This window comes from Serratia sp. NA_13, from assembly GCF_052691735.1.
Genome location: NZ_JBQZFV010000022.1, coordinates 1 through 25,999, shown reverse-complemented (window position 1 = coordinate 25,999; position 25,999 = coordinate 1). Strand labels below are relative to the sequence as shown.

At 54.1% G+C, this 25,999-nt stretch carries 33 protein-coding genes, 1 other RNA gene and 1 pseudogene; 15 read left to right on the top strand and 20 right to left on the bottom strand.

The window, feature by feature from the left end; translation table 11 throughout:
• The first annotated feature begins 128 nt into the window (after positions 1–128).
• From ACUTSU_RS21545 to ACUTSU_RS21535, 3 genes are all read left to right on the top strand, one after another.
• Complete coding sequence (locus ACUTSU_RS21545) at positions 129–1,073, top strand: MBL fold metallo-hydrolase (protein ID WP_445654707.1); 945 nt, start codon at positions 129–131, stop codon at positions 1,071–1,073.
• An 84-nt stretch (positions 1,074–1,157) separates the two neighbouring features.
• Positions 1,158–1,898: an SDR family oxidoreductase gene (locus tag ACUTSU_RS21540; RefSeq protein ID WP_445652341.1), complete on the top strand. Its 741-nt coding sequence runs from the start codon at positions 1,158–1,160 to the stop codon at positions 1,896–1,898.
• A 72-nt stretch (positions 1,899–1,970) separates the two neighbouring features.
• Positions 1,971–2,183, top strand: a complete 213-nt coding sequence (locus tag ACUTSU_RS21535; protein ID WP_445654706.1) for a DUF1289 domain-containing protein — start codon at positions 1,971–1,973, stop codon at positions 2,181–2,183.
• A gap of 77 nt (positions 2,184–2,260) precedes the next feature.
• On the opposite strand, the gene nrdF is transcribed toward ACUTSU_RS21535, so the two are convergent.
• From nrdF to ACUTSU_RS21510, 5 genes are all read right to left on the bottom strand, one after another.
• A complete protein-coding gene (gene nrdF / locus ACUTSU_RS21530) occupies positions 2,261–3,232 on the bottom strand; it encodes a class 1b ribonucleoside-diphosphate reductase subunit beta (protein WP_445652339.1) in 972 nt (323 codons plus the stop codon).
• A gap of 8 nt (positions 3,233–3,240) precedes the next feature.
• Entirely contained in the window at positions 3,241–5,385 is a 2,145-nt protein-coding gene (gene nrdE / locus ACUTSU_RS21525) for a class 1b ribonucleoside-diphosphate reductase subunit alpha (protein WP_445654705.1), read from the bottom strand.
• A complete protein-coding gene (nrdI, locus tag ACUTSU_RS21520; RefSeq protein WP_020828300.1) occupies positions 5,367–5,771 on the bottom strand; it encodes a class Ib ribonucleoside-diphosphate reductase assembly flavoprotein NrdI in 405 nt (134 codons plus the stop codon). The genes nrdE and nrdI overlap by 19 nt, the downstream gene beginning before the upstream one ends.
• An 8-nt stretch (positions 5,772–5,779) precedes the next feature.
• The gene (gene nrdH / locus ACUTSU_RS21515; RefSeq protein ID WP_020828299.1) at positions 5,780–6,016 is read right to left on the bottom strand and encodes a glutaredoxin-like protein NrdH; all 237 of its coding nucleotides are present in this window, start codon (positions 6,014–6,016) and stop codon (positions 5,780–5,782) included.
• Between the two features lie 281 nt (positions 6,017–6,297).
• Positions 6,298–6,729, bottom strand: a complete 432-nt coding sequence (locus ACUTSU_RS21510; RefSeq protein ID WP_445654704.1) for a carboxymuconolactone decarboxylase family protein — start codon at positions 6,727–6,729, stop codon at positions 6,298–6,300.
• 96 nt (positions 6,730–6,825) lie between these two features.
• On the opposite strand from ACUTSU_RS21510, the gene pdxR reads away from it, so the two are divergent.
• Positions 6,826–8,259 (top strand): MocR-like pyridoxine biosynthesis transcription factor PdxR, encoded by a 1,434-nt coding sequence (pdxR, locus tag ACUTSU_RS21505; protein WP_445652336.1) that lies wholly within the window; start codon positions 6,826–6,828, stop codon positions 8,257–8,259.
• A gap of 63 nt (positions 8,260–8,322) precedes the next feature.
• On the opposite strand, the gene ACUTSU_RS21500 is transcribed toward pdxR, so the two are convergent.
• Positions 8,323–8,631: a DUF883 family protein gene (locus ACUTSU_RS21500; protein ID WP_037422211.1), complete on the bottom strand. Its 309-nt coding sequence runs from the start codon at positions 8,629–8,631 to the stop codon at positions 8,323–8,325.
• 218 nt (positions 8,632–8,849) lie between these two features.
• On the opposite strand from ACUTSU_RS21500, the gene asr reads away from it, so the two are divergent.
• Positions 8,850–9,269, top strand: coding sequence for an acid resistance repetitive basic protein Asr (gene asr, locus ACUTSU_RS21495; protein WP_445652335.1), 420 nt, complete (start codon positions 8,850–8,852; stop codon positions 9,267–9,269).
• Positions 9,270–9,613: 344 nt separating this feature from the next.
• Here the strand turns inward: asr and ACUTSU_RS21490 are convergent, their stop codons facing one another.
• Together ACUTSU_RS21490 and ACUTSU_RS21485 are read right to left on the bottom strand one after the other, a co-directional pair.
• Positions 9,614–9,994: a DUF4440 domain-containing protein gene (locus ACUTSU_RS21490; protein WP_445652334.1), complete on the bottom strand. Its 381-nt coding sequence runs from the start codon at positions 9,992–9,994 to the stop codon at positions 9,614–9,616.
• Entirely contained in the window at positions 9,994–11,373 is a 1,380-nt protein-coding gene (locus ACUTSU_RS21485) for an MFS transporter (RefSeq protein WP_445654703.1), read from the bottom strand. Before ACUTSU_RS21485 ends, ACUTSU_RS21490 begins: the two co-directional genes overlap by 1 nt.
• A gap of 106 nt (positions 11,374–11,479) precedes the next feature.
• Here ACUTSU_RS21485 and ACUTSU_RS21480 point away from each other — a divergent pair, with 106 nt between their 5' ends.
• Positions 11,480–12,376: a LysR family transcriptional regulator gene (locus ACUTSU_RS21480; protein WP_445652332.1), complete on the top strand. Its 897-nt coding sequence runs from the start codon at positions 11,480–11,482 to the stop codon at positions 12,374–12,376.
• Here ACUTSU_RS21480 and ACUTSU_RS21475 read toward each other — a convergent pair.
• Entirely contained in the window at positions 12,336–13,376 is a 1,041-nt protein-coding gene (locus ACUTSU_RS21475) for an alpha/beta hydrolase family protein (protein ID WP_445652331.1), read from the bottom strand. The genes ACUTSU_RS21480 and ACUTSU_RS21475 overlap by 41 nt on opposite strands.
• A 129-nt stretch (positions 13,377–13,505) precedes the next feature.
• Between ACUTSU_RS21475 and ACUTSU_RS21470 the strand changes: the two genes are divergently transcribed.
• The 3 genes from ACUTSU_RS21470 to ACUTSU_RS21460 all read left to right on the top strand — a co-directional run bounded on the left by ACUTSU_RS21470 (position 13,506) and on the right by ACUTSU_RS21460 (position 15,249).
• The gene (locus ACUTSU_RS21470; RefSeq protein ID WP_445654702.1) at positions 13,506–14,519 is read left to right on the top strand and encodes a helix-turn-helix domain-containing protein; all 1,014 of its coding nucleotides are present in this window, start codon (positions 13,506–13,508) and stop codon (positions 14,517–14,519) included.
• Between the two features lie 145 nt (positions 14,520–14,664).
• Positions 14,665–14,808, top strand: coding sequence for a hypothetical protein (locus tag ACUTSU_RS21465; protein ID WP_445654711.1), 144 nt, complete (start codon positions 14,665–14,667; stop codon positions 14,806–14,808).
• 102 nt (positions 14,809–14,910) lie between these two features.
• Complete coding sequence (locus ACUTSU_RS21460) at positions 14,911–15,249, top strand: DUF2002 family protein (protein WP_012146416.1); 339 nt, start codon at positions 14,911–14,913, stop codon at positions 15,247–15,249.
• Between the two features lie 29 nt (positions 15,250–15,278).
• On the opposite strand, the gene ACUTSU_RS21455 is transcribed toward ACUTSU_RS21460, so the two are convergent.
• On the bottom strand, positions 15,279–15,725 hold the full coding sequence (locus ACUTSU_RS21455) for a DUF1198 family protein (protein ID WP_037422188.1): 447 nt from the start codon (positions 15,723–15,725) through the stop codon (positions 15,279–15,281).
• 66 nt (positions 15,726–15,791) lie between these two features.
• Positions 15,792–16,130 carry an MbeD/MobD family mobilization/exclusion protein gene (locus ACUTSU_RS21450; RefSeq protein WP_012146414.1) on the bottom strand — a complete coding sequence of 113 codons (339 nt, stop codon included), beginning with the start codon at positions 16,128–16,130 and terminating at the stop codon, positions 15,792–15,794.
• A gap of 172 nt (positions 16,131–16,302) precedes the next feature.
• Here ACUTSU_RS21450 and smrA point away from each other — a divergent pair, with 172 nt between their 5' ends.
• The gene (gene smrA / locus ACUTSU_RS21445) at positions 16,303–16,875 is read left to right on the top strand and encodes a DNA endonuclease SmrA (RefSeq protein WP_445654701.1); all 573 of its coding nucleotides are present in this window, start codon (positions 16,303–16,305) and stop codon (positions 16,873–16,875) included.
• Positions 16,876–16,914: 39 nt separating this feature from the next.
• Here the strand turns inward: smrA and ACUTSU_RS21440 are convergent, their stop codons facing one another.
• Positions 16,915–17,328 carry a DoxX family protein gene (locus tag ACUTSU_RS21440; RefSeq protein ID WP_445654700.1) on the bottom strand — a complete coding sequence of 138 codons (414 nt, stop codon included), beginning with the start codon at positions 17,326–17,328 and terminating at the stop codon, positions 16,915–16,917.
• Between the two features lie 150 nt (positions 17,329–17,478).
• On the opposite strand from ACUTSU_RS21440, the gene ACUTSU_RS21435 reads away from it, so the two are divergent.
• Positions 17,479–17,757 carry a GNAT family N-acetyltransferase gene (locus ACUTSU_RS21435; protein ID WP_445652328.1) on the top strand — a complete coding sequence of 93 codons (279 nt, stop codon included), beginning with the start codon at positions 17,479–17,481 and terminating at the stop codon, positions 17,755–17,757.
• Between the two features lie 80 nt (positions 17,758–17,837).
• On the opposite strand, the gene ACUTSU_RS21430 is transcribed toward ACUTSU_RS21435, so the two are convergent.
• On the bottom strand, positions 17,838–18,572 hold the full coding sequence (locus tag ACUTSU_RS21430) for a class I SAM-dependent methyltransferase (protein ID WP_445654699.1): 735 nt from the start codon (positions 18,570–18,572) through the stop codon (positions 17,838–17,840).
• Positions 18,573–18,698: 126 nt separating this feature from the next.
• On the opposite strand from ACUTSU_RS21430, the pseudogene ACUTSU_RS21425 reads away from it, so the two are divergent.
• Positions 18,699–18,926: pseudogene (locus tag ACUTSU_RS21425) on the top strand (LysR substrate-binding domain-containing protein); the annotation flags it as partial.
• 14 nt (positions 18,927–18,940) lie between these two features.
• Here the strand turns inward: ACUTSU_RS21425 and ACUTSU_RS21420 are convergent.
• From ACUTSU_RS21420 to smpB, 4 genes are all read right to left on the bottom strand, one after another.
• Positions 18,941–19,075 (bottom strand): hypothetical protein, encoded by a 135-nt coding sequence (locus tag ACUTSU_RS21420; protein WP_445652326.1) that lies wholly within the window; start codon positions 19,073–19,075, stop codon positions 18,941–18,943.
• Between the two features lie 360 nt (positions 19,076–19,435).
• Positions 19,436–20,050, bottom strand: a complete 615-nt coding sequence (locus ACUTSU_RS21415) for a hypothetical protein (protein ID WP_060706411.1) — start codon at positions 20,048–20,050, stop codon at positions 19,436–19,438.
• 185 nt (positions 20,051–20,235) lie between these two features.
• Positions 20,236–20,616: a transfer-messenger RNA gene (gene ssrA / locus ACUTSU_RS21410) on the bottom strand.
• 49 nt (positions 20,617–20,665) lie between these two features.
• Positions 20,666–21,148 (bottom strand): SsrA-binding protein SmpB, encoded by a 483-nt coding sequence (gene smpB, locus ACUTSU_RS21405; RefSeq protein WP_135317654.1) that lies wholly within the window; start codon positions 21,146–21,148, stop codon positions 20,666–20,668.
• 161 nt (positions 21,149–21,309) lie between these two features.
• Between smpB and ACUTSU_RS21400 the strand changes: the two genes are divergently transcribed.
• Entirely contained in the window at positions 21,310–21,744 is a 435-nt protein-coding gene (locus ACUTSU_RS21400; RefSeq protein WP_020828273.1) for a type II toxin-antitoxin system RatA family toxin, read from the top strand.
• Positions 21,737–22,021 (top strand): RnfH family protein, encoded by a 285-nt coding sequence (locus ACUTSU_RS21395; protein WP_445652325.1) that lies wholly within the window; start codon positions 21,737–21,739, stop codon positions 22,019–22,021. Before ACUTSU_RS21400 ends, ACUTSU_RS21395 begins: the two co-directional genes overlap by 8 nt.
• A gap of 115 nt (positions 22,022–22,136) precedes the next feature.
• Here the strand turns inward: ACUTSU_RS21395 and bamE are convergent, their stop codons facing one another.
• The 3 genes from bamE to nadK all read right to left on the bottom strand — a co-directional run bounded on the left by bamE (position 22,137) and on the right by nadK (position 25,215).
• On the bottom strand, positions 22,137–22,475 hold the full coding sequence (gene bamE / locus ACUTSU_RS21390) for an outer membrane protein assembly factor BamE (protein WP_445652324.1): 339 nt from the start codon (positions 22,473–22,475) through the stop codon (positions 22,137–22,139).
• 113 nt (positions 22,476–22,588) lie between these two features.
• Positions 22,589–24,250, bottom strand: coding sequence for a DNA repair protein RecN (gene recN, locus ACUTSU_RS21385; RefSeq protein WP_445654698.1), 1,662 nt, complete (start codon positions 24,248–24,250; stop codon positions 22,589–22,591).
• Between the two features lie 86 nt (positions 24,251–24,336).
• Positions 24,337–25,215: an NAD(+) kinase gene (gene nadK / locus ACUTSU_RS21380; protein WP_445652322.1), complete on the bottom strand. Its 879-nt coding sequence runs from the start codon at positions 25,213–25,215 to the stop codon at positions 24,337–24,339.
• 124 nt (positions 25,216–25,339) lie between these two features.
• Between nadK and grpE the strand changes: the two genes are divergently transcribed.
• Positions 25,340–25,912, top strand: a complete 573-nt coding sequence (gene grpE / locus ACUTSU_RS21375) for a nucleotide exchange factor GrpE (protein ID WP_020828269.1) — start codon at positions 25,340–25,342, stop codon at positions 25,910–25,912.
• The last annotated feature ends 87 nt before the right edge of the window (positions 25,913–25,999 follow it).

Genomic DNA, 25,999 nt, shown 5'->3' with positions numbered 1-25,999 from the left:
AACCACAGTTTTCTTTGCCTTTCCCCGCCCCCGCGGGGATTTTTTTTGCCTGTGTCATCGCTCCTGCGGGCAGGCTATGGGTTTTGCGTCAATACTTAGCGCTGTCAAATTTACCATAAGGAGTCGTTATGTTCTGGAAAGGTTACCTGCTGGGGGCGGCGCTGGCCGTCATGTCGCTGCAAACTCTGGCCGCTGCGCCACAGGTAAAAATCCCCGCGCCGGGTTTTTATCGCATCATGCTGGGCAGTTATGAAGTCACCGCCTTGTCCGATGGTGTGCTCCGTTTGCCGGTGGACAAACTGTTGCTTAACAGTTCGCCAAAGCGGATCGAAGCCGCCTTGGCCGAGCGCCATCAGAAACAACCGGTGGTCACTTCGGTCAATGCCTATCTGATCAACACCGGCAGTAAGCTGATCCTGATAGATACCGGTGCCGGCAAGTTGCTGGGGGACGGGTTGGGCAAGCTGGTTGCCAACCTGAAGGCCGCCGGCTATCAGCCGCAGCAGGTGGACGAAATTTATCTGACCCATCTGCACCCGGACCATCTCGGCGGTTTGTCGCAAAACGGCAAGGCGATATTCCCGAATGCGGTGGTGCGCGCCAGTCAGCAGGATGCCGATTTTTGGCTGAGCGAGAGCCGATTGAAGCAGGCGAAGAGCGAAGACAAAGTCTCGTTTGAAAGGGCAATGGCGGCGATCAAACCCTATCAGGTTGCCGGGCACTTTAAATCTTTCGCCAGTGACGGTGAGTTATCTCCAGGGATCAGCGCGTTTGCGGCTCATGGTCATACACCGGGGCACAGCATTTATCTGGTCGGGAATGAAGGTAAAAAGCTGCTGGTGATTGGCGATCTTATCCATGTTGCGGCAGTGCAGCTTCCCGATCCGCGCGTTGCCATAAGTTTCGACAGCGATGCCAAAGCGGCAGTGGCTCAGCGCCTGCGAGTCTTTAGTGATAGCGCCCGACAGCGTGTGCTGGTGGGCGCTGCGCATCTGTCATTCCCGGGATTGGGTTATCTGAATCAGCAGGGTGAAGGTTACAACTGGGTACCCTTGGACTACGGCACCCTGTAAACCATTGACCGCCCTTATGGGCGGCTTGCATGATGACCTCAAACCGGCAAGCCTGCCGGCGCAGTGCCGACGAGGAGAGAGCAGATGAACACCACTACCCAACAGGTTGCCATCGTAACTGGCGCATCACGCGGCATCGGTGCCGCCATCGCCGAACGGCTGGCCACCGACGGCAAGACCGTGATCGTCAATTATTCAGGTAACCAGACCTTGGCCGATCAACTGGTGCGCAAAATTGAGCAAAATGGCGGTCGTGCGCTAAGCGCCAAAGCGGACGTCAGCGATGCCGCAGCGGTGGCAAAAATGTTTGATCATGTCGAACAGGCCTTCGGCGGCGTGGATATTTTGGTCAACAACGCCGGGGTAATTGCACTGGCCCCGCTGGCGGAAATGAGCGATGCCGATGCCAATCGGCTAATCGACATCAACCTGAAGGGTACCTTCAATACCCTGCGTGAAGCGGCGAAGCGTCTGCGCGACAATGGCCGCATCATCAACTTTTCTTCCAGCGTGGTCGGGCTGTTGCAACCGAGCTACGGCATGTACGCCGCCAGTAAGGCCGCCGTCGAGACGCTGACCAGCGTGCTGGCGAAAGAGCTTCGTGGGCGTAATATTACCGTCAATGCCATCGCACCGGGACCCACCGCCACCGGATTATTTCTGGACGGTAAAACGCCGGAGCTGATCGAACGTCTGGCGAAAATGGCACCGTTGGAGCGCCTGGGTCAGCCGCAGGATATCGCCGCGGCGGTGTCATTCCTGGTCGGTGCCGACGGTGCCTGGATCAACGGCCAAACCCTGCGTGCTAACGGTGGTATTATCTGATGCTTACGGCCAGTTTTTCCGCTACGGGATCGGGTATCCTGTGGCGGGAAATCCATCGTGAGGAAGTGTTTAATGGTAGGCCGTAGTAGAAGAAGGAAGGCGGGCAGCCAGATTGGCGATGGCGTCCGTTCACCCTGCAATAACGTTTGCCAGATCGACAGCGAAAAGGCGTGGTGCCGTGGCTGTTGGCGCACGCTGGATGAAATCGCCACCTGGTCGAGCGCCGATGACGATGAAAAACGGGCCATCTGGCAACGCATCCGGCAGCGTGCCGGGAATATCTAAACGATAGGGGCGCTGCATGCTGCGCCCGTCCACTGGTTATCGTTATAAGGCGAAGTTATTCGCCCCTGCTATTAACCTCAGAAATCCCAGTCATCATCCTCGGTATTGACCGCTTTGCCAATCACGTAAGACGAGCCGGATCCGGAGAAGAAATCGTGATTCTCATCGGCGTTTGGCGACAGCGCAGACAGAATCGCCGGATTGACCTCCGCCATCGACGGCGGGAACAGCGCTTCGTAACCCAGATTCATCAGCGCCTTGTTGGCGTTATAGTGCAGGAAGGTTTTCACGTCCTCAGTCCAGCCTACACCGTCGTACAGCTCTTCGGTGTAACGCACCTCGTTATCGTATAAATCCTGCATCAGATCGAAGGCGAAATTTTTCACCTGTTGGCGGCGCGCCGCGTCGACCTTCTCCAACCCCTTCTGGAATTTATAGCCAATGTAATAGCCGTGTACTGCCTCGTCGCGGATGATCAGACGAATCAGATCGGCGGTGTTGGTCAGTTTGGCGCGGCTCGACCAGTACATCGGCAGATAAAAGCCCGAATAAAACAGGAAGGACTCGAGGAACACGCTGGCGACCTTTTTCATCAGTGGATCGTCGCTGCGGTAGTGGGCCAAAATGATGCTGGCCTTTTTCTGCAGCGCACGGTTTTCCTCGCTCCAGCGATAGGCGTCGTCGACGTCTGGCGTTTGGCACAGCGTGGAGAAAATCGAGCTGTAGGAGCGGGCGTGTACCGCCTCCATAAAGCATATGTTGGAGTACACCGCCTCTTCGTGTGGCGTAATGGCATCGGCGATCAGCGCGGGTGCCCCGACGGTATTCTGAATGGTATCCAGCAGCGTCAGGCCGGTGAACACCCGGATGGTCAGTTGCTGTTCCTTCGGCGTCAGCGTGGCCCACGAGGGAATATCGTTCGACAGCGGCACTTTTTCCGGCAGCCAGAAATTGGAGGTCAGACGGTTCCACACCTCCAGATCCTTGTCGTCTTCGATGATGTTCCAGTTGACTGCGCGCACCAACTGCGCCGGTTTAGTGGTATTCATAGATTGCCTCACAGTGCACAGGACACGCAGCCCTGCACCTCGGTGCCTTCCAACGCCATCTGGCGCAGGCGGATGTAATAAATGGTTTTGATGCCTTTACGCCAGGCGTAAATCTGCGCGCGGTTGATGTCGCGGGTGCTGGCGGTATCGCGGAAGAACAACGTCAGCGATAGTCCCTGATCGACGTGCTGAGTGGCGGCGGCATAGGTATCGATAATTTTTTCCGGCCCGATGTCGTAGGCATCCTGGTAGTACTCCAGATTGTCGTTGGTCATATAGGGTGCCGGATAATAGACGCGGCCAATCTTGCCCTCTTTGCGGATCTCGATGCGTGACACGATCGGATGGATGCTGGAGGTCGAATTATTGATGTAAGAAATGGAACCGGTCGGTGGCACCGCCTGCAGGTTCTGGTTGTACAAGCCGTGCATCATGACTGACTGGCGCAGCGCCAACCACGCTTCACGGCCAGGGATGGCAATATTGGCGTCGGCGAACAGGGCGCGAACCCGTTCGGTCTGCGGCAACCAATCCCGTTCGGTGTATTTGCTGAAATACTCACCGGAGGCGTAGGTGGAATCCTCAAAGCCGGCGAAGGCGCTACCGCGTTCGATTGCCAACTGGTTAGAGGTGCGAATGGCGTGGTAAGCGACGGTATAGAAATAGATATTGGTGAAGTCGATACCTTCTTCAGAGCCATAGAAAATGCGTTCGCGTGCCAGATAGCCATGCAGATTCATCTGGCCCAGACCGATGGCGTGCGAGCTGCGATTGCCTTCGGCGATCGACGGCACCGAACGAATGTCACTCATGTCCGCCACGGCGGTCAGCGCGCGGATTGCGGTGTCGACGGCTTTGCCGAAGTCCGGCGCATCCATGGTTTTGGCGATATTCATAGAGCCGAGGTTACAGGAGATATCCTTGCCCAACTGGTCATAGCTCAGGTCATCGTGGTAAGTGCTGGCGCGGTTAACCTGCAAAATCTCGGAGCACAGGTTGCTCATGTTGATGCGCCCGGCGATCGGGTTCTCACGATTGACGGTATCTTCAAACATCATGTACGGATAACCGGATTCGAACTGGATCTCTGCCAGCACCTGGAAGAATTCACGCGCATTGATGCGTGATTTGCGGATGCGCTTGTCATCCACCATTTCGCGGTACTTCTCGCTGACACTGATTTCTGAGAAAGGCACGCCATACACCTGCTCGACGTCATACGGCGAGAACAGGTACATCTCTTCATTATTTTTCGCCAGTTCGAAGGTGACATCCGGGATCACCACGCCGAGCGACAGCGTTTTGATGCGGATTTTCTCGTCGGCATTTTCACGTTTGGTGTCGAGGAAACGCAGGATATCCGGGTGGTGGGCGTTGAGATAGACCGCCCCGGCGCCCTGACGCGCGCCCAGCTGATTAGCGTAAGAGAAGGCGTCTTCCAGCATTTTCATGATTGGGATCACGCCGGAAGACTGGTTCTCAATGCGTTTGATCGGCGCTCCGACTTCACGGATGTTGGTCAGCAAAAATGCCACGCCGCCGCCGCGTTTCGACAGCTGCAGCGCGGAGTTCACCGCACGGCCGATCGACTCCATATTGTCTTCGATGCGTAACAGAAAACAGGAAACCAGTTCGCCGCGCTGCTGCTTACCGCAGTTGAGGAAGGTTGGCGTCGCCGGCTGGAAGCGGCCGGAGATCATCTCCTCCACTAAATCTTGTGCCAGCGCGGTATCGCCTGCGGCAAGCCGCATGGCGACCATGCACACCCGGTCTTCGTAGCGTTCCAGATAGCGCTTACCGTCAAAGGTTTTCAGCGTGTAACTGGTGTAGTACTTAAAGGCCCCCAGAAAGGTCTCGAAGCGGAATTTTTTCGCGTAGGCCTGTTGGAACAGCTGCTTGATAAAGGTGAAGTCATATTGAGCCAGCACGCTTTGCTCGTAATAGCCTTCTTCCACCAGATAACGCAGCTTTTCTTCCAGGTTATGGAAGAACACGGTGTTTTGATTCACGTGCTGCAGGAAGTAGTGCCGCGCTGCTAACCGATCCTTGTCAAACTGGATACGGCCCTCGGCATCATAAAGATTGAGCATCGCGTTGAGCGAATGGTAATCCAGCGCGCTTGCGGCGGGCCGGGTCAGTTCTGTCGTTGCCAAAATGCGGTTACTCCCTGTCGAACGTTTGCAACGTCTTGTGTGGTGCCGAGCAACTCAAAGCGGTAAAGAAAAGGCACCTGACATTTTTTGGCGATGATGTCGCCGGCAATGCCGTACGCTGCGCCGAAATTGGTATTCCCGGCGGCGATAACGCCGCGCAGGAAAGCGCGATTTTGTGGATCGTTGAGAAAGCGGATCACCTGGATCGGCACGGCTCCTACGGCGCTGCCGCCGCCATAGCTGGGCACGATCAAAATATAGGGTTTATCCATCAGCAGTTTGCTGCGGGCGCCGGCGATAGGGATACGTATCGCCGGCAATCCCAGTTTTTCAACGAACCTGTGGGTGTTCTCCGAACTGCTGGAGAAATAGACCAGCGGGTTCATGGGCAACCTCAGGACGCCAGGGCGTGGGCCAGCGCGCCGATTTTGTCCGGCCGGAAGCCAGACCAGTGATCTTCACCGGCGATAATCACCGGAACTTGCTGATAGCCAAGGGATTTAACATGGTTCAGCGCCTGCTGATCTTGGGTGAGGTCGATCACCTGATAACCAATCCCTTGTTTATCGAATGCGCGATAGGTGGCGTTGCACTGGACACAGTCTGGTTTACTGTAAATAATAATGCTCATGATTCGCATTTACCTTTTAGGCTGAAGGAAAGGCGGACAGGTCAGATAACGGAGCATTGAACGGCGTTTCTGACGGCGTTACCAACCGCTACATGTTCCCTGCGGTTGATGGGTTGAATACTATATGTGGATATTTAATTTATCAACCACGCTATATATGGTGTTTTGGCAGGATTCACGTCGAAGCCGCATCAGGGCTGGAAAAGCAGAGGGAAAAATTTTTTTTGGTGGTTGTTGGCGGGAAACCCCTCTCGGGCGAGAGGGGGGAAAGTGCGGTTTCGTCATTGACGCATGCTGATGGCCAGGCGGTTAAAGGCGTTCATGATGCTGATGGCGAAGGTTAAATCGGCAATTTCCGCTTCGCTAAAGTACGTCTGCAGCGCTTCAAACGCGCTGTCCGGTGCGCCAGTTGCGGCGATCAGGGTCACGGAGTCTGCCCACTCAAGCGCCGCGCGCTCGCGGTCGCTGAACGCATGACTCACGCGCCAGCCCGCAAGTTGGTCCAGCTTGGCGTTGTCAACGCCACTTTCTCTCAGTGCTTTACCATGCATATCCAGGCAGTAGGCACAGCCGTTAATCTGCGAAACACGCATGAACATCAGTTCAATCGTCGCTTTGTCCAGCGCGCCTTTTTCCAGCGCCATCAGGGCGCTCACCATGCTTTTGTATGGCGCGGGTGAGAGTGCGGAATAGTTCAAACGTTGCTTAATCATGGTCAACCTCAGTTAGCGAACAGCAGAATAATGAGGCTACTTTAATGGCGATATGGACTATGCTATAGAGCCATAAAATGATTATTTAACCAGGCCATGATGCGTCAGTTTCTCTCCTCTTTGCGGCTGGATGCTCAGCTCGCAGATCCTTTGTACCGGCAGATTTATCTGCGAATTAAAGACGCCATTGCGCAAGGAAGCCTGCTGGCGGGCAGTCGGCTGCCTTCGGTGCGTGGGCTGGCGAGCGATCTGGGCGTGGCGCGGGCCACGGTGGAAAGCGCTTACGGCCAACTTATCGCCGAAGGTTTTCTGCAAAGCCGGGGGCAGGCGGGCACCTATGTTTCGCCGCAGTTGCAGAACCTGCCGGTGCGTGCGGCGCTGGCGGTGGAGCCTTTGCCAACGGTGATGGCAAATCCGCTGCATCCGAACGGCACCACCCAGCCGTTTCAACTGGGGCTACCGGCGTTGGATGCCTTTCCTCGCGCATTGTGGCAGCGGATTGTCGGCCGCCAGTTACGCACCAGCCCACTGGCTGCTCTAGCCCATCCTTCAACTCAGGGATTGCCTGAACTGCGTGCGGCGATCGTCAATTATTTGCAGCTTTCACGCGGTATCAGCTGCCGACCGGAACAGGTATTTATCTGCGCCGGCTATCAGGCGCTGCTGGATTTGGTGATCGGTACCTTGCTCAAGCCGGACGATCAGGTCTGGCTTGAGGATCCGGGCTATCCGGTGACGCTGCCGTTGTTTCAAGCCGCCGGCATGCGGCCGGTGGCGGTACCGGTCGATAAACAGGGCATGAATATTGCCACCGGCATGGCCAGGGCACCTCAGGCTCGTATGGCGGTGCTGACGCCGACCCATCAAAGTCCGTTGGGGGTCTCGCTTAGCCTGGCGCGGCGCATGGCATTGCTAGAATGGGCGCAACAGCAGACGGCATGGGTGATTGAAGATGACTACGACAGTGAGGTTCGTTACCACGGCAGGCCGTTGCCACCGCTGAAAAGTCTCGATCGTCAGGGGCGGGTGCTTTACGCCGGAACCTTCAGCAAAACGCTGTTCCCGGCATTGCGCATGGCGTATTTAGTGGTACCTGCAGGGCTGGTGGAAGCCTTTGGGCGCAGCAGTCGGCTGCGCGGCTGCGGTTGCCCGCCGTTGTTACAGGCCAGCGTGGCGGACTTTATAGAACAGGGGCATTTCTATCGCCATTTGAAACGGATGCGGCCAATCTACCGCCAGCGCAGAGCCTGGCTGGCGCAAGCGCTGGAACAACAGTTGAGCGACTATTTGACGGTGGCGTCGCAGGACGGCGGCATTCAACTATTGGCTCGTTTTAAACAGGATGGAGAGGATCGGCGCTTGGCGCAGGACGCCTGGCAGTGCGGGTTGTCAGTGCAGGCTCTATCGGACTGGCGAATCACAGAACCTGCAGGGATTGGTTTGCTGATGGGGTTTGCCAACTTTACTCAGCAGGCCGAGACGGAACGTGCGGTGGCCAGATTGGCTGAGTTGTTCAAAGGCAGAAATTAAACGGCCCACGGTTTCCCGTGGGCCAGACGCACATCTGTTTTATCTTTATGACTGCAAGGGGTGTTAACGCCGGGCCAGCAGTACGCCAAGGACGATGCCGACAGCGGCCCCGATCCCAACGCCCTGCCAAGGTTTGTCACGCACGTAGCTGTCGGCTTGTTCGACGGCATCGCGGGCATGCTGTGTCAAATTGCTGGAGCCATTGAAGCGCGCACGGGCATCGCGTAAAACGCCTTTTGCCTTGCTGTGCAGCTCTTTCAGTTCCTCCTTGGTCTTGTCACCGGATTCGCGTAGCACCTCATCCAGCGTATCCGCCAGCAGGGTGACGTCTTGATCGATGTCGCGTTCTACTTTTTCTGATCTCTTAAACATTCGATTCTCCGATTCGACACACGTCTTTTAAGTGTAGACCATTATTTTAAATGTGTTGGCGATCACGAAAAAAACGGCCTGTCCGATGGTCATACTGTCGCTGTACATTTGGTTACTCGGCGAAACCAATCACTCACGGAAGCGGCTCATCGATTCCTCTAGTATCTGCTTCAACGGCCCAACGGGGCTTACTGAAAAAACACTCTGAGGAATTAAAGATGAAAAAAGTATTAGCCCTGATCGTTGCTGCTACCATGGGTCTGTCTTCTGTTGCCTTCGCTGCCGATGCAGTAGTCCCAGCGGCTGCAGCTCCAGCTGCAACCACTACCGCTGCACCAGCCGCTGCTGCTGAGAAGGCTCCTGCTAAAGCTACTCATCATAAGAAGACGCACCACAAAGCAACCAAGAAAGCCCCAGCTCAGAAAGCTCAGGCTGCTAAAAAACACCACAAAAAAGCCGCCGTGCAGAAAGCTCAGGCCGCTAAAAAGCACCACAAAGCGACCACTAAAGCCCCAGCCCAGAAAGCCCAGGCAGCTAAAACTCACCACAAAGTAAGCAAAAAAGCCCCAGTACAGAAAGCTCAGGCCGCTAAAAAACACCACAAAGCGACCAAAAAAGCAGCGCCAGCCGCTAAATAAGTAAAGTCTTCGGGTAGCGCAGCATCCAGACGCTATATAAACACCCGGTTTTGCCGGGTGTCAGACTGATGACAAACCTCATACCTGCCCAGAGCGAGTAGAGGCCGATAAATAAAAATCAGGAAAATCAATTTATTGATTTTCGGCTGCTCACCACAAAGCAGGAAAAACCACGCTTTTTCCTGCTTTGTCAGCAACCAAACACCCGGTTTTGCCGGGTGTTTTCTTTTGAGGGCAAGCTCGTGATGATCAATCGTTATTTATTCGAAGTGATTTTCAGCGCCGTTACCCTGTGTGGGCTGATAGTCGCCTGGGAGCTGTTCCTGGCCGACGGTTTTCTCTGATTACTGCGCCAGCGTGGTTTCATGCAGGTGCCGCCAACTCAGCCCGGTTTGGGTCTGCTCGAACACCACGGTGGAGCTGCGTAGCGTTGCCGCCTGCCCAGGCAACATTTGCTTTTCACGGTAGCTGACCACCGCACCGGTCGGCCATTCGGCCACCAACGTCATCTCTTCTATAGTGATTTCCAGTCCCGGTTTAGCGGCACGATGAGCGTGGAAAAAAGCGCTCAGCGCGGCGAAACCCAGTCGACTGCCGTTTAACGCGATCATGCTGAACGCCGGGTCAAAACGTGCCAATAAGGCCTGTTCTTCCCCAGTACCTTTATCCAGCCAGTTTTCAATGGCGACATGAGCGTCGATCACTTCGGTAAAATATCGGTTCATCAATTTTCCTGTTGAGTATTGAGACGGCGCACGATGGCGCGGTTAGCGATGCGCAGACACAGCAGCAGTGGTACTAGCGTGCTGGCGGCGGCCAGGTAAAAACAGCTTTGGTAAGCGACGGCGGGTGAAAAATGTTCAAGCAACAGATTCAGCAGCAGGCTGAGCAGGGCAACCCCCAGGCAAAAGCTGAGCTGTCGATTGATATTCCACAGTGCGCTGGCATCCGCCAGTTGCTCATCGGCAATCTGCAGGAAAGCGCTGCTTTGCGCGGTGCTACTGCACAGGCTGCCGCCAAAACCCATCAGGGCGAAGGCCGCCAACTGCAATCCATGATCTCCGGCGTGGCTAATTTGCGACAGCGCCAGAATGCCCAGCCCCTGCAGCAGACAACCGGCGGTAAACAGCGGTCGTGGGCCAAAGCGGTTAAATTTCTTGCCGGTCAGCGTAATGGCCAGGAACGAGGCCAGCGACCAGGGGATCATCAGGCTGCCGACCTGCGCGGCGTGCATGCCCAATTGATTTTGCAGATACAGCATGGCGACCAGGCTGACGCCGATAAACAGGCCGGGGATGCATTGATAAATCATCATTGAAGTGCGCAGCAACGGATCCTGCATCAGCCGTAAATTCAGCAGCGGTTGGGCAATGCGCAGGCTGCGTCGCAGGTAATAGGTCAGCATCAATGCCCCGCCAGCCAACAACATCAGGCCCTGAAGCAGGCCATCGGCTTCACCCAGCCAGGTCAGCCCCAGCAGGATTAGCGTCAGTGCCGCGCAGGCGCTGAGCAGCCCATTAAGATCGAGCGGTCTGCGCTGCGTATCCGCTGCCTGCGGGCGTAACCACAGCGCGGCCAGCAGCAACGCCAGCGCCGCCAGCGGCAGGTTGGCGAAAAACACCCAACGCCAGTCAAGACTGTCGATAATCACCCCGCCCAGAGCCGGTGACAGCGCCGGTGCCAGCAGGCCGACCAGCATAATGGCGGCGGAAAGCCCGGCGCGTTCGTGGCTGCGATACAGCTGATAGGTCAGCGTTTGGCCGATAGGGATCAGCAAGCCGCCCCCCATACCTTGCAGTACCCGCCAACCAATCAACTCGCCAATGGAGCCGGCGTAGCCCGCCGCGGTCGTCGCCAGCATAAACAGTGTCAGCGACAACAGGAATACCCGTCGTCCGCCGATACGCTGTGCCAGCCAGGTGCTGAGTGGGATCACCAGCGTCAGGCCGAGAATATAACCATTACTGATCCAGGCCAGTTCACCGACCGAAGCCTGTAGGGCATGGCCGATCGACGGGTAAGCGACATTGGCGATAAACATGTTGATCAGATCGACAAAAAATCCGAGCAGATAGACGATTGCGACTTTGATGCGATAGGGCATGAGGCCTCCGGTTGAAGGCCCGCAGTGTAGCGGGTGGGAAACTGGGGATAAATCGGCTGCGAACGATTACACTGTCAAAATAATTTTGACAATAATAGGCAACACTATGCTTAACCTGCAGCGTTTGGCGATCTTTGTGGCGGTGGTGGATGTGGGGAGCTTCACCGCCGCAGCGGTGGCATTGGGGCAAACCAAGGCGGTGGTCAGTTTCAATGTCAAACAGTTGGAAAGCGAATTGGGCGTTTCGTTGCTGGTGCGCAGTACCCGGCGGCTGGCGTTGACCGATGCCGGTGAACGCTTTTATCAACGCTGCCTGCGGCTGCTGCAAGACGCGGAGAATGTGCTGGATGACGTGCGTCGCGATCACCACGGCCTGAGCGGGGTATTGCGTATCACCACCACGCCGGAATACGGCGCACAGGTGGTGGTACCGGCGCTGGCGGCATTTTCCCAGTTGCATCCGCGCTTGCGCATTCAGCACGTTTCTTCTTCTTATCATGCTGATTTGATTTCGGAGCGCTTCGACGTGGCGATCCGGCTGGGACAACTGGCGGATTCCAGTCATCACGCCGCGCGGCTAGACAGCTTTGCCATCCTGCCGGTCGCCTCACCGGCGTATCTGGCCCGCCATCCTGTTGGCTCGCTGGCGCAACTGGCACAGGCGCAGTGGATCGCCCACAGTCGATTGAGTTCCCCCTTGAACTGGCAGGTGATTACCCCGGAACGGCAGGCGGTGCTGTTCAAGGTTGAAGACACCGCCACACTGATGGGGGACAGCGCCGCCGCCCTGCTGGCTTTTGCCCTGCACGGTGCCGGGGTAGCATTGCTACCCGAATGGCTGGTGCGGCCCGCCATTGCCGAAGGCAAGCTGTGCCCGCTGCTGGCAGACCATCAATTTCCGGCGCAAAGCATTTATGCGCTTTACCCAAACACGCGTCACGTGCCGGAAAAGGTGCGGGCGTTTATTGATTTCCTGCGGGCGAGGGTAGCCACGGGCGAATAAACGTCATTATGGCCTCCACTGTCTTCTGGTGTACCCATTCACGCTGCGTGTTGGAGGAAGCGCATAACACCGCTGCGTCTTCCTCCTCTGCGGCCAGAATTTGACTGCCATTCGGCTGACACAGCGGAAGAAAATCGAAATGGTTACCTTTCGAGAGCCGCAGTGCATCAATCGGTTGCTGTCCTGCGTCTTTGGCCAGTGCGGCACCGCCAAGGCCGGGGAGCTGGCTGTCTGGTTCGAAACGTTGAGGTTCGATAACCAATAAAGGGGCGCTGAGCCGACGCAGGCTGGCAGGCAGCAGGTAAGGCACCATGCCGGGATCGAGGGCGACGGCAAAACGGATGCGCGGGTCGGTATAATCCGTATCAAATTGCCGGGCGGAGAGTGCGCCCAAATCAACCTTGGCCCCGGTATAGAACTGGCAGTTGGGTGACTGCGGGGCCTGTCGGCAGCCGCTGATGAAATCGGCCAGCCGGACTCGCCCGCCGATGGCGGCAATGGCACTGTAACCGCCCTTGGAGTGGCCGATAACACCAATCATCTGGCGATTAATGACTTTATCCCACTGGGGGGCGGCGGTGATGGCGCTGATCAAGGCGGAAATATCTTCGGTCTGTAACCACAATTCGGCGGAGAGCGCCGGGACAGAGTTGCCGGTGGTGCTGCCGGGGTGGTTGGCTGCTACGACAATTATTCCCTGTTGAGCTAACGCCGCCGCCAGCCAGGCCTGACTGGCATTATTGCCGCCGCTGCCGTGGCTGATAACGATCAGCGGAAAACGTCCACTGGCCACAACGGCATCCGGTTGGCTGTTGATACCGGTAAAGACTGGATTCGCCCCGATGATCCGTTGTTGATGGGTCTCGGTGGTGGGGTAGTAAATTTGGCTGTTCAACGAACGTGAACCGGCCTGAAAGACTTCATCGCGGGTGGCGACCTGATAAGGGGTCGCGCCGGCAACGCCGCACAGCAGTATCCACAACAATAACGCTCTGTTCATTTTCACTCCTCAAAATGTTGACCTGGGGAGGGTGGCATTGGCGGCGCTATCCGGCGACCTCGATCGCGATCCGGGTCGTTAAATGATTGTTTTGACAGTACACTGCCGGTTCTGTGTGAACACAACAAGATGCCAACAATGCCACTTATTCCGCTCACTTTTCTGTTTGGTTTGCTGTGCCTGGGGTTGCTGTGCCGCCTGGGACGACCGCGGGCGCAGCTTTGGATTTTCCAGCTATTGCTGCTGTTATGTGCCTGGCAAAGTTTGCTGGTGGGTGTCCGCTATGGTTATGGCGTGACGCAATTCAATGGGGTGCAACCCTTCGGTGCGGTGGCGATCCCTGCGTTGACCTATCTGGCCTTTTTGGTCAGCACCCAGGGTCGGCTTCGCTGGCGTGAGCTCGGGCACCTGACGCCGCTGGGGCTGACGCTGTTAGCCTATCTGATCGCGCCTTGCTGGTTGGATACCCTGATTGTTAGCGTTTATCTGGGTTACGGCGTGGCACTGCTGTATACACTGCGGCGCGGTGAGAACGGCTTACAACAGGTGGCGCTGGCGGAAAGCTGGCTCAGTTACCGGTTGTGGCGTGGTCTGGGCATGCTGTTGATAGCCATCGCGCTGGCCGAACTGGTGATTGCACTCGATTTCTCACTGTTCGATGGACGGCAAGCAGGCGTGCTGGCGACCATCGTTAACTTGCTGGTGGCCTTGAGCCTGTACCTGGTGCTGTCCCGTAGCCGCCCTCTGGATAACCCGGTGGAGCCACTGTCGGAGCCGACGACGGAGGTCACCGAAGACGAAGAGCAACTGGCCGAGTGGTTTGACCGGGTACAACAGCGGCTGCGGCAGGATGATCTTTATCTGGAGCCCGAGCTGAATCTGGCCCGATTGGCGCGCAAAGTGGGTCTACCGACACGTCGGGTGTCACAAGCCATCAATCGGCATGCGGGCATGAATGTGTCGCAATATGTGAATCAGCTGCGTGTCCACCAGGCGGCGCAGTGGTTACTTGCCAGTGATGATCCGGTGACCGATATCATGCAGGCGGCGGGCTTTACCACCAAGTCGAACTTTAACCGCGAGTTCTTGCGTATTTATGGCGTCAATCCGAGCGAATGGCGCAGGCAACAAACGCGTAGTTAAATAATAATTCGTTATAACTCTCACATTTATCATCGGATCCCATCGGGGTGTGCTGAGCACTGTTGCTTACCCCGTTCGATGCGAGCCATCTTCGATAACTGCAATCAGTTCCAAAGAAAAACATCTCCAGCTGAATAAACGTATTTTGTCGGTCGTGATGTTCACCTTCGTTTGCTACCTGACCATCGGCCTGCCGTTGCTGAGTTTAATCCTGCTATGTGTCGGCCGGGGGGGGCTGGGCGTGCTGTTGACGCTGCGTTTGCTGCTGCAAAACCGAGAAAATCCATAGTTAAGGATTATTCCTAAACCCACATCCATACCGAAAAATTTATTGTTTCATCTCATGATTACGGTAAGGTCGCTCAGCGGTCCAGAACGAGAGGAGAAATCGATGTATTTACGGCCGGATGAAGTGGCTAGGGTGTTGGAGAATACTGGCTTTGAGCGTGATTATGTCACCGACCAGTCTTATGGTTACCGCAAGGGTGAGCACTACGTGTATGTGAATCGTGAAGCGCGGATGGGCAGAACCGCGTTGGTGATCCACCCGGCGCTAAAAGAGAAAAGCGTGCATTTTGCCACGCCGACCTCGCCGGTACGCATCAGCAATCAGTACCTTGAGTTTCCCCTGGATTTAAGCAGCGATGCCCCGAGTGCGCGTTACGGCATTCCACACGGCTTCAGCTCGCGTGATGCGCTTTCGCGCTATATCTACAGCATGTTCCAGTAATGCTTCCCCCGCCAGCGGGGGACACACTTTTACCAATTCGCAATCGCTTCCTGATTAAAACGCTCATTGTAAGCGCGGCGAAACTGCGCCAGTTCGAAAGCGTCGATATCCAGATCGGCAAAGTAAAACAGCGCGGCCTCAGTGTGTTCGGCATGCAGTTCCGGCGATAACCCGGCGCGCACCAGCGTTTCCCGCCACAGGGCTATCTGGTGGTCATCTGCCTGTTTGATAAAGGTCAGGTAGATAAACAGCAAATAGGCCGCCTGGTGCATTTCTTCGGTGTAACCGTTGTTCAGCACGCGGATAAAAGTCTGGCTGTTGCGGCTGCCCATCTCCTGAATCATGGATTCAATCAGCATCGGTTTTACTTTCAGCAGGTGGGCCAGAGAGTCGATGGCTTTGCGAGTATCGGAAGTCAGAATACGGTAACCAATAATAAATACAACGATCAGGGCAGCGATGATGATCCAGGTCATTTATGATTTATAACACTCTCAGAACGCCAGTATTTGGCAGGAGGCGCTGTGTGACAGCGCCCGGTGTCAACGCTGTTCGCCGCTGAAATTGTCGGCTGCCCGCTGTTGATGACGCAGGTGGTGGTTGAAGGTGGCAGCATCCTTGGCCAGCGCGTCCAGATGGGCGCCCAGCATTTTGATTTGCTTCACTAACGCGTGCTGTTCCGGCACTGAACTGGCGGTGCTCAGCTTGCGCACCAGCTGCTCATTTTGCATACGCAATGCGACTTCACGCTGTTTAGCCTCTTCCAGCAACTGCTGCAGTGCCTGATAGCTGTGCTGCCACTCACGGTGCTGCTTTTCGAAGCTGGCCTGCAACTCGCTCATGGCATTTTGAAACTGGGTTTCCAGCTCGCGCATTTTCATGGGATCGATCCTTTGCGGCACTCAATAATGGTTTAGCAGTATAACGAAAACTACACAGAACCTCACCCGTTGACGACAATTGCGGAAAATTCCCGGCTTGCAACCGGGGCGCGCCGTCTTACAATCTGTTTCATCCCCGGTATTAAAGGCCCAGTCTAAGAGTGGCAGAAAGATGAGCAACCAGGACAAAGACTTTTTTGAGCAGGCGATGGCGGATGTCATCCCGTTATCCAGCGCCCCCGAGACCCTGTACCTTAAACCGCAGGAGACGATGGATAAAAGTGCGCGGCGTGAGGCGCAGGCGCTGCGGCAGGAAAACTTTCTCAGTACCGGTTTTCTCGAACTGATCCCTTGCGAAGTCCCGCTGGAATACAAAGGCGAGGGGATCCAGCAGGGGGTACTGGACAAGCTGAGCCATGGCCGCTATCCGCCGCAGGCCAGCCTGAACCTGCTGAAACAATCGGTGGAGGCTGCGCGGCAAGCGCTGTTCCGCTTTATTTTGCAGGCAGAAAAGCAAAACCTGCGTTCGCTGCTGATTATCCACGGACGCGGGCGGGAAGAAGAGAACCATGCCAATATCATTCGCAGCTATCTTGCCAAATGGTTGGCACAGTTTGAACAGGTGCAGGCTTTTTGTCGGGCGCTGCCGCGTGACGGCGGTGAAGGTGCCTGCTATGTCACGTTGCGCAAATCGGCGCAGGCCAGGGCGGATAATTTCGAGCGCCACGCCAAGCGCAGCCGTTAGAAAATAACAGCCGGCAGAGCGGCTACCGGCTGGAAGTGGCTATTTATTGAAGAATTTGTAGTCCAGTGAATAACGCCCGGCGCCGGTAACCGCCAGCAGCAGCAGCCCGCCGATAATGCTGATATTTTTAAAGAAGTTTATTTCGTTGCCCATCATTTCCATGCCGGTCATTTTCCAGAACGGGTGACCGATAAAGGCGGTGCAGAGAACATAAACGGCAAAAATAACCGCAATAGGCCGAGTAAATAACCCGAGAATAAGCGCGATGCCAAAAAAGAACTCAACCACCACGGCGATAATCGCCGCCAAATACGGCATTGGCGTACCATAACCCTCCATTGCCGTCACGGTTGCGCCAAAGCTGGTCAGCTTCATCCAGCCAAAAATGATAAACAGGATCATCAACAAGATTCGAGATAGCAGAATAACGCCGTCTTTTGAGCTTTCACCCATTTTGAACTCCTCAGCCACTGTCACAATTATGTTGTGTTGTTGATTAAATAGTAGACTAATATCAGCTTTGTTCTAGACCCTTCATCTTTCAAGCTGCAGCTTAAAAGCTATAGGGTATAAATTTATGTATTTTTAAGATGGGATAAATTTATGGATTTTGAAATTCTGGCAGATGAAAAACGTTTCTATATAAACGATCGGCAGGGAAAAATGATAGCCGAGATATCTTTTGTGCCGAGCGGCGATAAATTAGCCATTATCGATCACACTTGGGTGGATGAGGTGTTGAAAGGCCAGGGTGTCGGTAGAAAGCTGGTGGCGTTGGTGGTGGCGAAAATGCGGGCGGAAAACCGTAAAATTATTCCGCTGTGCCCGTTTGCCAAACATGAGTTTGACACCACGCCTGAATATCAGGATATCCGTGCCTGAAGGCTGAATCATCGGTGACTTTGGGGGAGGCAGCCTCCCCAATATTGGATATGTTAAGGATTTACTACGCAGGGCAATAATTATGCGGGTTTATGGGCAGCCAGAATAAAAATCATCGGGCGTTCTTTCTCTTCGTCCAGCGCGGGGTTTTCTGCGATTTGCCGTGCCGAAGGGCCCCATTCATTGAGGTAGTTCACGACGAAACCTTGCTGCACCAGCAGATTAAGGTAACTGCCGAGCATGCGATGCTGCTTGATCACCCCTTCCGCCAACCAGTTTGAAATGCGTTGACCTTCCTGCTGATAACCGTTGACCGGCCAGGATTTTTGCCCATTTTCGTCCAGCAACCAGCCCTGCTGTTTTGGTGCGGTGTAAATCGGGTGCTCAGCGGTGAAGATAAACTGCCCACCCGGCACCAGCGCCTGATAAACCGTGGCAAACAGCCGGGTCAGATCTTCGATGTAATGCAAAGTCAGCGAGCTGTAGGCTAGATCAAAAGACAGCGATGGTAATTGAAGCTGTTCCAGATCCTGTTGACGGTATTCAATGCCGCTATCCTGAGTCATCGCCCGTGCCTTATCGAGCATTTTCTCCGACAGATCTAATCCCAAAACGCTGGCGGCACCCTGTTCACGTGCGCTGCGGCAGAACCAGCCATAACCACAGCCGAGATCGACCACACTTTTACCCTGCAAGTCCGGCAGGACGCTACGGATGGTTTGCCATTCCGGTGCTCCGTCCAGCCCCTGTACCGAGCGGCTGAGCTGGGCATAGCCGTCGAAAAAGGCCTGATTGTCATAAATGTTTTGCGTCATAACGACTCCTGTTTGAGTAAATCGCTGCCGTAAATTTAGGCAGCGTCGTCATGTTATCTGCACATCTCGCTGATTTCCATGTTAAATAAGTAGGCTTGATAGGGCGCAGCTTGGCGTCAGGCGATGGCGTCCAGCGATTTGGCCATAGAGGCTGGCGTGGCTGGAGTCGGCATCATCTATCTGTTTGAGGCTTGGTTAAGGCCATATTTAACCCGTGGCGATTTGGAGCCGGTGCTTGAAGCCTGGTGGCCACAATTTTCCGGTCTCTATCTCTATTATTCTGACCGCCGATTTATTCCCGCGCCATTGCGGGCCTTTATCGATTTTATCAAACAGGCGCAGGACCACGGCTGACAGGGTTGGCGAGGTTAGACCAATCGATGCTCATGCAGCTTGATGGTATTCATGATGCTGTCCATCATCACCTGTACCCGATGGGGTAACACTCCACGTTGGCGGTAAATCAGGTACGCCTGCACACCCGCCTGCGCGTTTTGGATCATAAAAATTTTTCAGTTTTATTTTTCTACAAATCACCCCGCCAGCCCGCGCCGCTGCTGGGGTTTTGCGAACAGGGCCAAACTGAAAACTTTGAAACGGATTTCAGGTTTTTACAGTTTTGACGATCTCGGCAGGATCTCGCCAAAAATCCAGTTGATTGAAAGTTAAGGGAAAAGTTTGTTTTACGTGAGTTTTATGCTTGCTGATAGGGATCGTTAGAGTTTTGGAGGAAACCTCATGACGCCAGGCGCCGCAAGGTTTCGAGGGCTGTTAAGGGGTTTAAGTCAAACTGAAAAATCTGAACAGCAGGGAGCTAACAAAAAACCCGCATGTTAATGCGGGCTTGCTGGATTCAAAAGGTTTTACTTGGGCGCTATTTCACTAAACTTAAAGATAAACTCTGGTTCTTCAAGCCCACCGCTTAAGCCCATGCTCGACTCTCTGATGCAGCTTTCATTGTCTGCTATGAATCGGCCAGAAAAGACAACGTAATCGCCTTTCTTAAGGTTTGAAGCAGCATTGAAAATTGGAGTCCTGGGAGTTAGCAAGGTGTTATCAGAGATATCAGATAGCGCGTTATTCCAAGTTTTTACCGAAATATCGCGAGTAAGTTGAATGGTTAACACCCCTTTACCGTCACTATTAGAATCAACGGTATCAACTTTACCGACCCAATCTTTTACCGATTTATTCTTCAATAAACCACATAAGGCGTCTGTACGGTCTGCTTTAACTCCGCCTTTTTGCATGTCATTGGCGGAAGCTTTCGAGCCACTGATTGCCTGCTCAACAATTTGAATGAAGCGTTTTTCCTGATCAGGGTAACTATCTTCTACCCTTTCCTTTTTGGGTTGCTCTGTAGTTGTACTGCTAGAAAGCGCTGTTGTGCTGGTAGTCTGTTTGTCCTTACCAGAGATATAACCAATTACAATAAGAACAACGAAAATTATTAAAACCCATTTTAGAAATTTTTTCATGAAATCCTCTATAAATCTCCATATTAAGGAAAGCTAATGTTAACCCTTTGAGGGGTTCGAAAAAAGCCCATAGTGAGCTGATTGATAGGGATCTCTCAGAGCCAAGGCGGTTATTGTTATGTCGCCATTTTGTCGCCACTGTAAAGAAAAAGGGGCTACGCTTTCACGTAACCCCTTGTTTTATTTGGTGGAGCTGGGGGGATTTGAACCCCCGTCCGGAATTACTACACCGTCGGCACTACATGCTTAGTCCAATCTTCACATTCGCCGGTCAGCTGCGGATGGACACGCCACTAACAAACTAGCCTGATTGGGTTTAACGCTTCAGCCCCAGGCAGGACATCCACGCGATCTCTTTTGGGTTTGACCTCTCTTGATCCCCGTCCTAAGAGCGGAGGCTAGGGAGAGAGGGAATCTTCAGTTTCTTAGGCTGATTAAGCTGCTAAAGCAGCAGATTCGAATTGCGAGTCGTTTGCAATTATTTTTTTTGCGGCTTTTAACGAGGCAAACCGCCCCTCGGCATGCTCCTAAGGCCTCACAATCCCGTCGAATCCAGAATCAGCCCCAAGTTACGTCGCGCAGTATAACAGAAGTTTTACCCGATAAGCCAGTGGCTTATCGGTTGGCGTGTTTCATGATACGGGATTTCGCCGTCTGCCATTCACGATCTTTGATGTCATCGCGCTTATCGTGTTCTTTCTTGCCTTTGGCTACGCCGATTTTGATCTTGGCCCAGGCATTTTTCCAATACATGGACAAGGCAACCACGGTGTAACCGTCACGGTTTACACGGCCGAGCAGTGAGTCCAGCTCACGTTTTTTCAGCAGGAGTTTACGGGTACGTGTCGGATCGCAGACCACATGAGTAGAAGCTACGTTGAGCGGTGAGACAGTGGCGCCAAACAGGTAGGCTTCACCATCGCGGAAGGTCACGTAGCTGTCACTAATGTTGGCTTTGCCGGCACGCAGTGATTTGACTTCCCACCCTTGCAGGGACAGGCCCGCTTCGAATTCTTCCTCAATGGAGTATTCGAAACGCGCTCGCTTGTTTTGCGCAATGGTGGCAGAGCCGGGTTTGTGTGCTTTTTTCTTTGTCATAGTGCGTTCATTATACTGGATGCGTCAGCGAAAGAAATCCTTTACCTCTCAGCACCTGCGCAATTTTTCGCATTTTTGGCCTCCGCGTTGCATAGCAGATTTTTTGTTTGCCGATAGATAAATGGTATGATTTGTACGTTTTGTGTCTCACAGGAAATGATATGCCCCAGATCAGTCGATCTGCGTTAGTGCCATTTAGTGCCGAGCAGATGTATCAGTTGGTTAACGATGTTCATTCTTATCCCGATTTTCTGCCAGGTTGTACCGGTAGCCGGGTGATTAACGCGTCCAACAACGAAATGACCGCCGCGGTAGATGTTGCCAAAGCCGGTATCAGCAAAACTTTTACCACGCGCAATACGCTGCTGGATAATCAGAGCATCAATATGCAGTTGGTTGACGGCCCGTTCCGCAAGTTGATGGGGGGCTGGCACTTTACGCCGCTCAGTCCGGAAGCCTGTAAGGTTGAGCTGCACCTGGACTTCGAATTTACCAACAAACTGATCGAGTTGGCGTTCGGCAAGGTATTTAAAGAGTTGGCCGGTAATATGGTGCAGGCATTCACCCAGCGGGCGAAAGAGGTTTACAGTGTCTGAGATACGGGTTGAGGTGGTTTATGCCTTGCCGGAGCGTCAGTATCTGCGCAATGTGAAACTGGCAGAGGGCAGCAATGTTGAGCAGGCCATTATGGCCTCCGGATTGCTGGAACTGCGCAGTGACATTGATTTGCAAAGTAACAAGGTGGGCATTTATAGCCGACCGGCCAAGTTGAGCGATGTGCTCAATGATGGCGACCGGGTGGAAATTTATCGCCCCTTGATTGCCGATCCCAAAGAGCTGCGCCGTCAACGGGCAGAGAAGGCAAAAAAATAAGGCGCTGAGTGCGCCTTATTTTTTTATCAGAATTTTATCTTCCGAGTTGCAGCCTGTGACTGTCATGAAGAACTTGATTTGTCCCTCACGGGCCGGACGACAGTTCCTGTACTGATTACTTGGTCAGCGCAGGCTTGTTCTGAATATCGGTCAATACGCCCGCGCTGTTAAAGGTCAGCGTCAGAGTTTGCTGGGTGATATTTTCATGACCCGGCTGCTGGCGGAACACATAGAACCACGTTTGAGTACCGAACGGATCCTGCAGCATTGGGGTTCCCAATGTATAAGCGACCTGTTGCTGGGTCATACCTTTTTGGATTTTAGCTACGTCGGTTGACGTCAGGTAGTTCCCTTGGTTGATGTCAGGCCGGTAAACCACCTTCTCAAAAGTAGAACAGCCTGCACTCAGCATCACAAGAACCACAGCGGCGGCAGTCAGCGTTTTACAGCGCATAGTAATCACATTCCTTTAGGGCATAGGATGCCGATGATAATAGACCTTGCAGCAGTTGGAAACCTTTACAGGGCCCCAATATGACCTCAGGAAAGTAAAAAAGTTGAGCTTTTCTATGCAGCAAGCAGTTCTTTCGCGTTTGCCAGGGTATTTCGGGTGACTTCACTGCCGCCCAAAAGACGCGCCAATTCTTGCAAACGAGCACGTTTATCCAACGGTGACATCTGCGTTTCGGTTTCCGTGCCGTCAGTCTGCTTGCTGACAAACAGGTGCTGATGCCCACAACCGGCCACCTGCGGAAGGTGGGTGACGCACATGACTTGGGTAGATTCTCCAAGTTGACGCAACAGGCGACCAACAATGGCGGCCGTCGGGCCGCTGATACCAACATCCACTTCGTCGAAAATCAGCGCCGGGGTTTCCATCTTACGAGCGGTAATCACCTGGATGGCCAGCGCAATGCGGGACAGTTCGCCACCGGAGGCCACTTTTGCCAGCGCTTGCAGCGGTTGGCCTGGGTTAGTGGACACACAGAATTCGGTGCGGGTCGCGCCTTCAGCACTCAAATGCTGCGGCTCGAAGCGGACGTCGATATTGAATTTGCCGTGCGGCATGGAGAGTGCCTGCATGCTGTCGGTAATCAACGTGGTCAGCTCAGCGGCATAATGCTGGCGTTTCTGATGTAGTTGCTCTGCCAACAACAGCGCTTGTTGATGATGCAGCGTAACCGCCTCGGTCAGGTGTTCGTGGTCGTTTTCTTGCTGTGACAGCAGCTGTTGTTCAGCCAGCATTTGCTGGTGCAACTGCGGCAGCTCTTCAGGCGCGACGTGATGTTTACGCGCCAGGTTGATTTGCCGCGACAGGCGCTGTTCGAGTTCTTGCAGGCGGTTCGGATCCAGATCCATGCGATCGGCGTAGTGGCGCAGTTCATCGCTGGCTTCACTGATTTGGATTGATGCCTCTTCAAGCATATCCAGCAGGCCACTGAGCTTTTCATCCATGCCGACCAGCTCAAGCAGCAGGTGTTTGGCGGTATAGAGCTGGCTCAGCATATTACTTTCTTCGCTATCGGCCAGTAATTGCAGGGTTTGCTGGCTGATGGTCAGCAACTGGCCGCTGTTGGCCAGGCGTTTGAATTCGGTGTCGATTTGTTCAAACTCACCGGCCTGCGGCGCAAACTCGTTCAGCTCTTTCAATTGGTATTGCAGCAGTTGTTTGCGCGCGTCGCGCTCGATGGACTGCTGCTGATGATGAGCCAGTTCGCGGCAGCTTTGGTGCCAGCGCTGGTAAGCCTGTTGCATTTGCGTTAGCAGGGCGGGTTCATCGGCGTAGGCGTCGAGCAATTGTTTTTGGTGCTCTGGTTTGAGCAACAACTGGTGGGCATGCTGGCCATGGATTTGAATCAGGCGCTGGCCGAGTTCGCGCAGTTGCGAAAGCGGGACGGCGGTGCCATTGATAAAGCCGCGGGAACGGCCATCTGCGTTGATCACCCGGCGCAGCAGGCACTCATTGCTGTCGTCCAACTGGTTCTGCTCGAGCCATTGTCGTGCAGAAGGGGTATCCGCCAGTGAGAAACGGGCGCAGATATCGGCACGGGCGGCTCCCAGCCGGACGACGTTACCATCGGCGCGATTACCGAGGCATAGCCCCAACGCGTCGATGGCGATCGATTTGCCGGCGCCGGTTTCACCGGTAATCGCCGTCATACCCGGTTGAAAATCAATTTCCAACTCACGAACGATAGCAAAATTGCTGATGGTCAATTGCGCCAGCATGGGAACCTTCCTGTGTATAAAATCATAACTGTATTTCCATACAGTATAGACTGGTTTTATATACAGTAAAGAGGCTGGTGCAGTTTTTAGAATAATTTTTTTGACCAACCCAGCTTGGTGCTTAACGTATTGAAATAGCTGTAGTCCTTTGGGTGAATAAGATTCAGATGGAAATCACTACGGCGTATCAATACCTCTTCACCTTCCTGGATTGGTAACGCGATTTGGCTGTCGCAGCTGATCTCCAGATCGCTGCCAATCTGCGAAAACTTCAGCCGGATGGTGCTGTTGCCGTTGATCACCAACGGGCGGGCCGAAAGGGTGTGTGGGAACATCGGGACCAGCGCGATGGCTTCCAGCGACGGCGTCAGGATCGGCCCGCCAGCAGAAAGCGAATAGGCGGTCGAACCGGTTGGGGTGGCGATGATCAGGCCGTCAGAGCGTTGTGAGAAGGCGAAGCGATCGTCGATATACACTTCAAACTCAATCATGTGCGCCACTTTACCGGGGTGCAGCACCACTTCGTTGATAGCGGTGCTGATGCGGCACTGCTGGTTTTCTTTGTGTACGATGGTTTCCAGCAGGAAGCGCTGTTCATCGATATATTCGCCTTCCAGCACGTCGGCCAATTGCTGCAATGCGTTGTCGGGATCAAGATCGGTCAGGAAACCGAGATTTCCACGGTTAACACCGATAACTTTTATGTCGTAACGCGCCAGCACGCGCGCTGCACCCAGCATATTACCGTCGCCACCGACCACTACGGCCAAATCGGCCTTTTGGCCAATCTCTGCCAGGCTGCCGGTGACCGCATCTTTCAGCGCCAAATCCTGGGCTATCTGCTGTTCAACCATTACCGAATAGCCTCGGGCGACCAGCCAGTGAAATAACATCTCATGTGTTGCCAGCGCCGAAGGGTGACGCGGGTGGCCAACAATGCCAATACAGGCGAATTTTTTATTCATTGTTGTGATTTTCCTCACCGGGACCAGTTTATGCCCCACATTATGACCGGTTGACTTGAAACCCCGGTTTTGATCCCCATAATAAGCCAAGTTGCGAGATTAATGCTAAAACGCGGAGATATTCATGAGTAGTAAAGAACAGAAGACGCCAAACGAGCAAGTCTCGGAAGAAATGGAACAGCAGGAAGTCTTGCCGGAAGCGGCTGAGGGCGTCGATCTGCGGGATGAGCGCATTGCTGAGCTGGAAGCTCAACTGGCCGAAGCCCAGCAGCATGAACGCGACAGCCTGCTGCGTGCCAAAGCGGAAATGGAAAACGTCCGCCGCCGCACCGAGCTGGATATTGAAAAAGCACACAAGTTTGCTCTGGAGAAATTCTCCGGCGACCTGCTGCCGGTGTTGGATAACCTGGAGCGTGCGTTGGAACTGGCGGATAAAAATAATCCGGAGCTGACGGCGATGATCGAAGGTATCGAGCTGACGCTGAAGTCCCTGCAGGACGTTGTGCGCAAGTACGGTATCGAGATCGTTGGTGATATTAACGTGCCGTTCAACCCGGATGTGCACCAGGCAATGAGCCTGATGGAATCTGCCGATCACCAGCCGAACCACGTAATGATGGTGATGCAAAAAGGCTATACGCTGAATGGTCGCCTGCTGCGCCCGGCGATGGTCGCGGTTTCCAAAGCCAAGGCTTAAGCTAATTAAGTAAAGAAAAGGCACCCTCGGGTGCCTCAGACTGATGACAAACCTCATTCCAGCCCAGAGCGAGTAGAGGCCGATAAA

Coding starts and splice junctions, on each gene's coding strand:
- ACUTSU_RS21545 (WP_445654707.1), top strand. CDS start 129: ATGTTCTGGAAAGGTTACCTGCTGGGGGCGGCGCTGGCCGTCATGTCG.
- ACUTSU_RS21540 (WP_445652341.1), top strand. CDS start 1,158: ATGAACACCACTACCCAACAGGTTGCCATCGTAACTGGCGCATCACGC.
- ACUTSU_RS21535 (WP_445654706.1), top strand. CDS start 1,971: ATGGTAGGCCGTAGTAGAAGAAGGAAGGCGGGCAGCCAGATTGGCGAT.
- nrdF (WP_445652339.1), bottom strand. CDS start 3,232: ATGAATACCACTAAACCGGCGCAGTTGGTGCGCGCAGTCAACTGGAAC.
- nrdI (WP_020828300.1), bottom strand. CDS start 5,771: ATGAACCCGCTGGTCTATTTCTCCAGCAGTTCGGAGAACACCCACAGG.
- nrdH (WP_020828299.1), bottom strand. CDS start 6,016: ATGAGCATTATTATTTACAGTAAACCAGACTGTGTCCAGTGCAACGCC.
- ACUTSU_RS21510 (WP_445654704.1), bottom strand. CDS start 6,729: ATGATTAAGCAACGTTTGAACTATTCCGCACTCTCACCCGCGCCATAC.
- pdxR (WP_445652336.1), top strand. CDS start 6,826: ATGATGCGTCAGTTTCTCTCCTCTTTGCGGCTGGATGCTCAGCTCGCA.
- ACUTSU_RS21500 (WP_037422211.1), bottom strand. CDS start 8,631: ATGTTTAAGAGATCAGAAAAAGTAGAACGCGACATCGATCAAGACGTC.
- asr (WP_445652335.1), top strand. CDS start 8,850: ATGAAAAAAGTATTAGCCCTGATCGTTGCTGCTACCATGGGTCTGTCT.
- ACUTSU_RS21490 (WP_445652334.1), bottom strand. CDS start 9,994: ATGAACCGATATTTTACCGAAGTGATCGACGCTCATGTCGCCATTGAA.
- ACUTSU_RS21485 (WP_445654703.1), bottom strand. CDS start 11,373: ATGCCCTATCGCATCAAAGTCGCAATCGTCTATCTGCTCGGATTTTTT.
- ACUTSU_RS21480 (WP_445652332.1), top strand. CDS start 11,480: ATGCTTAACCTGCAGCGTTTGGCGATCTTTGTGGCGGTGGTGGATGTG.
- ACUTSU_RS21475 (WP_445652331.1), bottom strand. CDS start 13,376: ATGAACAGAGCGTTATTGTTGTGGATACTGCTGTGCGGCGTTGCCGGC.
- ACUTSU_RS21470 (WP_445654702.1), top strand. CDS start 13,506: ATGCCAACAATGCCACTTATTCCGCTCACTTTTCTGTTTGGTTTGCTG.
- ACUTSU_RS21460 (WP_012146416.1), top strand. CDS start 14,911: ATGTATTTACGGCCGGATGAAGTGGCTAGGGTGTTGGAGAATACTGGC.
- ACUTSU_RS21455 (WP_037422188.1), bottom strand. CDS start 15,725: ATGACCTGGATCATCATCGCTGCCCTGATCGTTGTATTTATTATTGGT.
- ACUTSU_RS21450 (WP_012146414.1), bottom strand. CDS start 16,130: ATGAAAATGCGCGAGCTGGAAACCCAGTTTCAAAATGCCATGAGCGAG.
- smrA (WP_445654701.1), top strand. CDS start 16,303: ATGAGCAACCAGGACAAAGACTTTTTTGAGCAGGCGATGGCGGATGTC.
- ACUTSU_RS21440 (WP_445654700.1), bottom strand. CDS start 17,328: ATGGGTGAAAGCTCAAAAGACGGCGTTATTCTGCTATCTCGAATCTTG.
- ACUTSU_RS21435 (WP_445652328.1), top strand. CDS start 17,479: ATGGATTTTGAAATTCTGGCAGATGAAAAACGTTTCTATATAAACGAT.
- ACUTSU_RS21430 (WP_445654699.1), bottom strand. CDS start 18,572: ATGACGCAAAACATTTATGACAATCAGGCCTTTTTCGACGGCTATGCC.
- ACUTSU_RS21420 (WP_445652326.1), bottom strand. CDS start 19,075: ATGATCCAAAACGCGCAGGCGGGTGTGCAGGCGTACCTGATTTACCGC.
- ACUTSU_RS21415 (WP_060706411.1), bottom strand. CDS start 20,050: ATGAAAAAATTTCTAAAATGGGTTTTAATAATTTTCGTTGTTCTTATT.
- smpB (WP_135317654.1), bottom strand. CDS start 21,148: ATGACAAAGAAAAAAGCACACAAACCCGGCTCTGCCACCATTGCGCAA.
- ACUTSU_RS21400 (WP_020828273.1), top strand. CDS start 21,310: ATGCCCCAGATCAGTCGATCTGCGTTAGTGCCATTTAGTGCCGAGCAG.
- bamE (WP_445652324.1), bottom strand. CDS start 22,475: ATGCGCTGTAAAACGCTGACTGCCGCCGCTGTGGTTCTTGTGATGCTG.
- recN (WP_445654698.1), bottom strand. CDS start 24,250: ATGCTGGCGCAATTGACCATCAGCAATTTTGCTATCGTTCGTGAGTTG.
- nadK (WP_445652322.1), bottom strand. CDS start 25,215: ATGAATAAAAAATTCGCCTGTATTGGCATTGTTGGCCACCCGCGTCAC.
- grpE (WP_020828269.1), top strand. CDS start 25,340: ATGAGTAGTAAAGAACAGAAGACGCCAAACGAGCAAGTCTCGGAAGAA.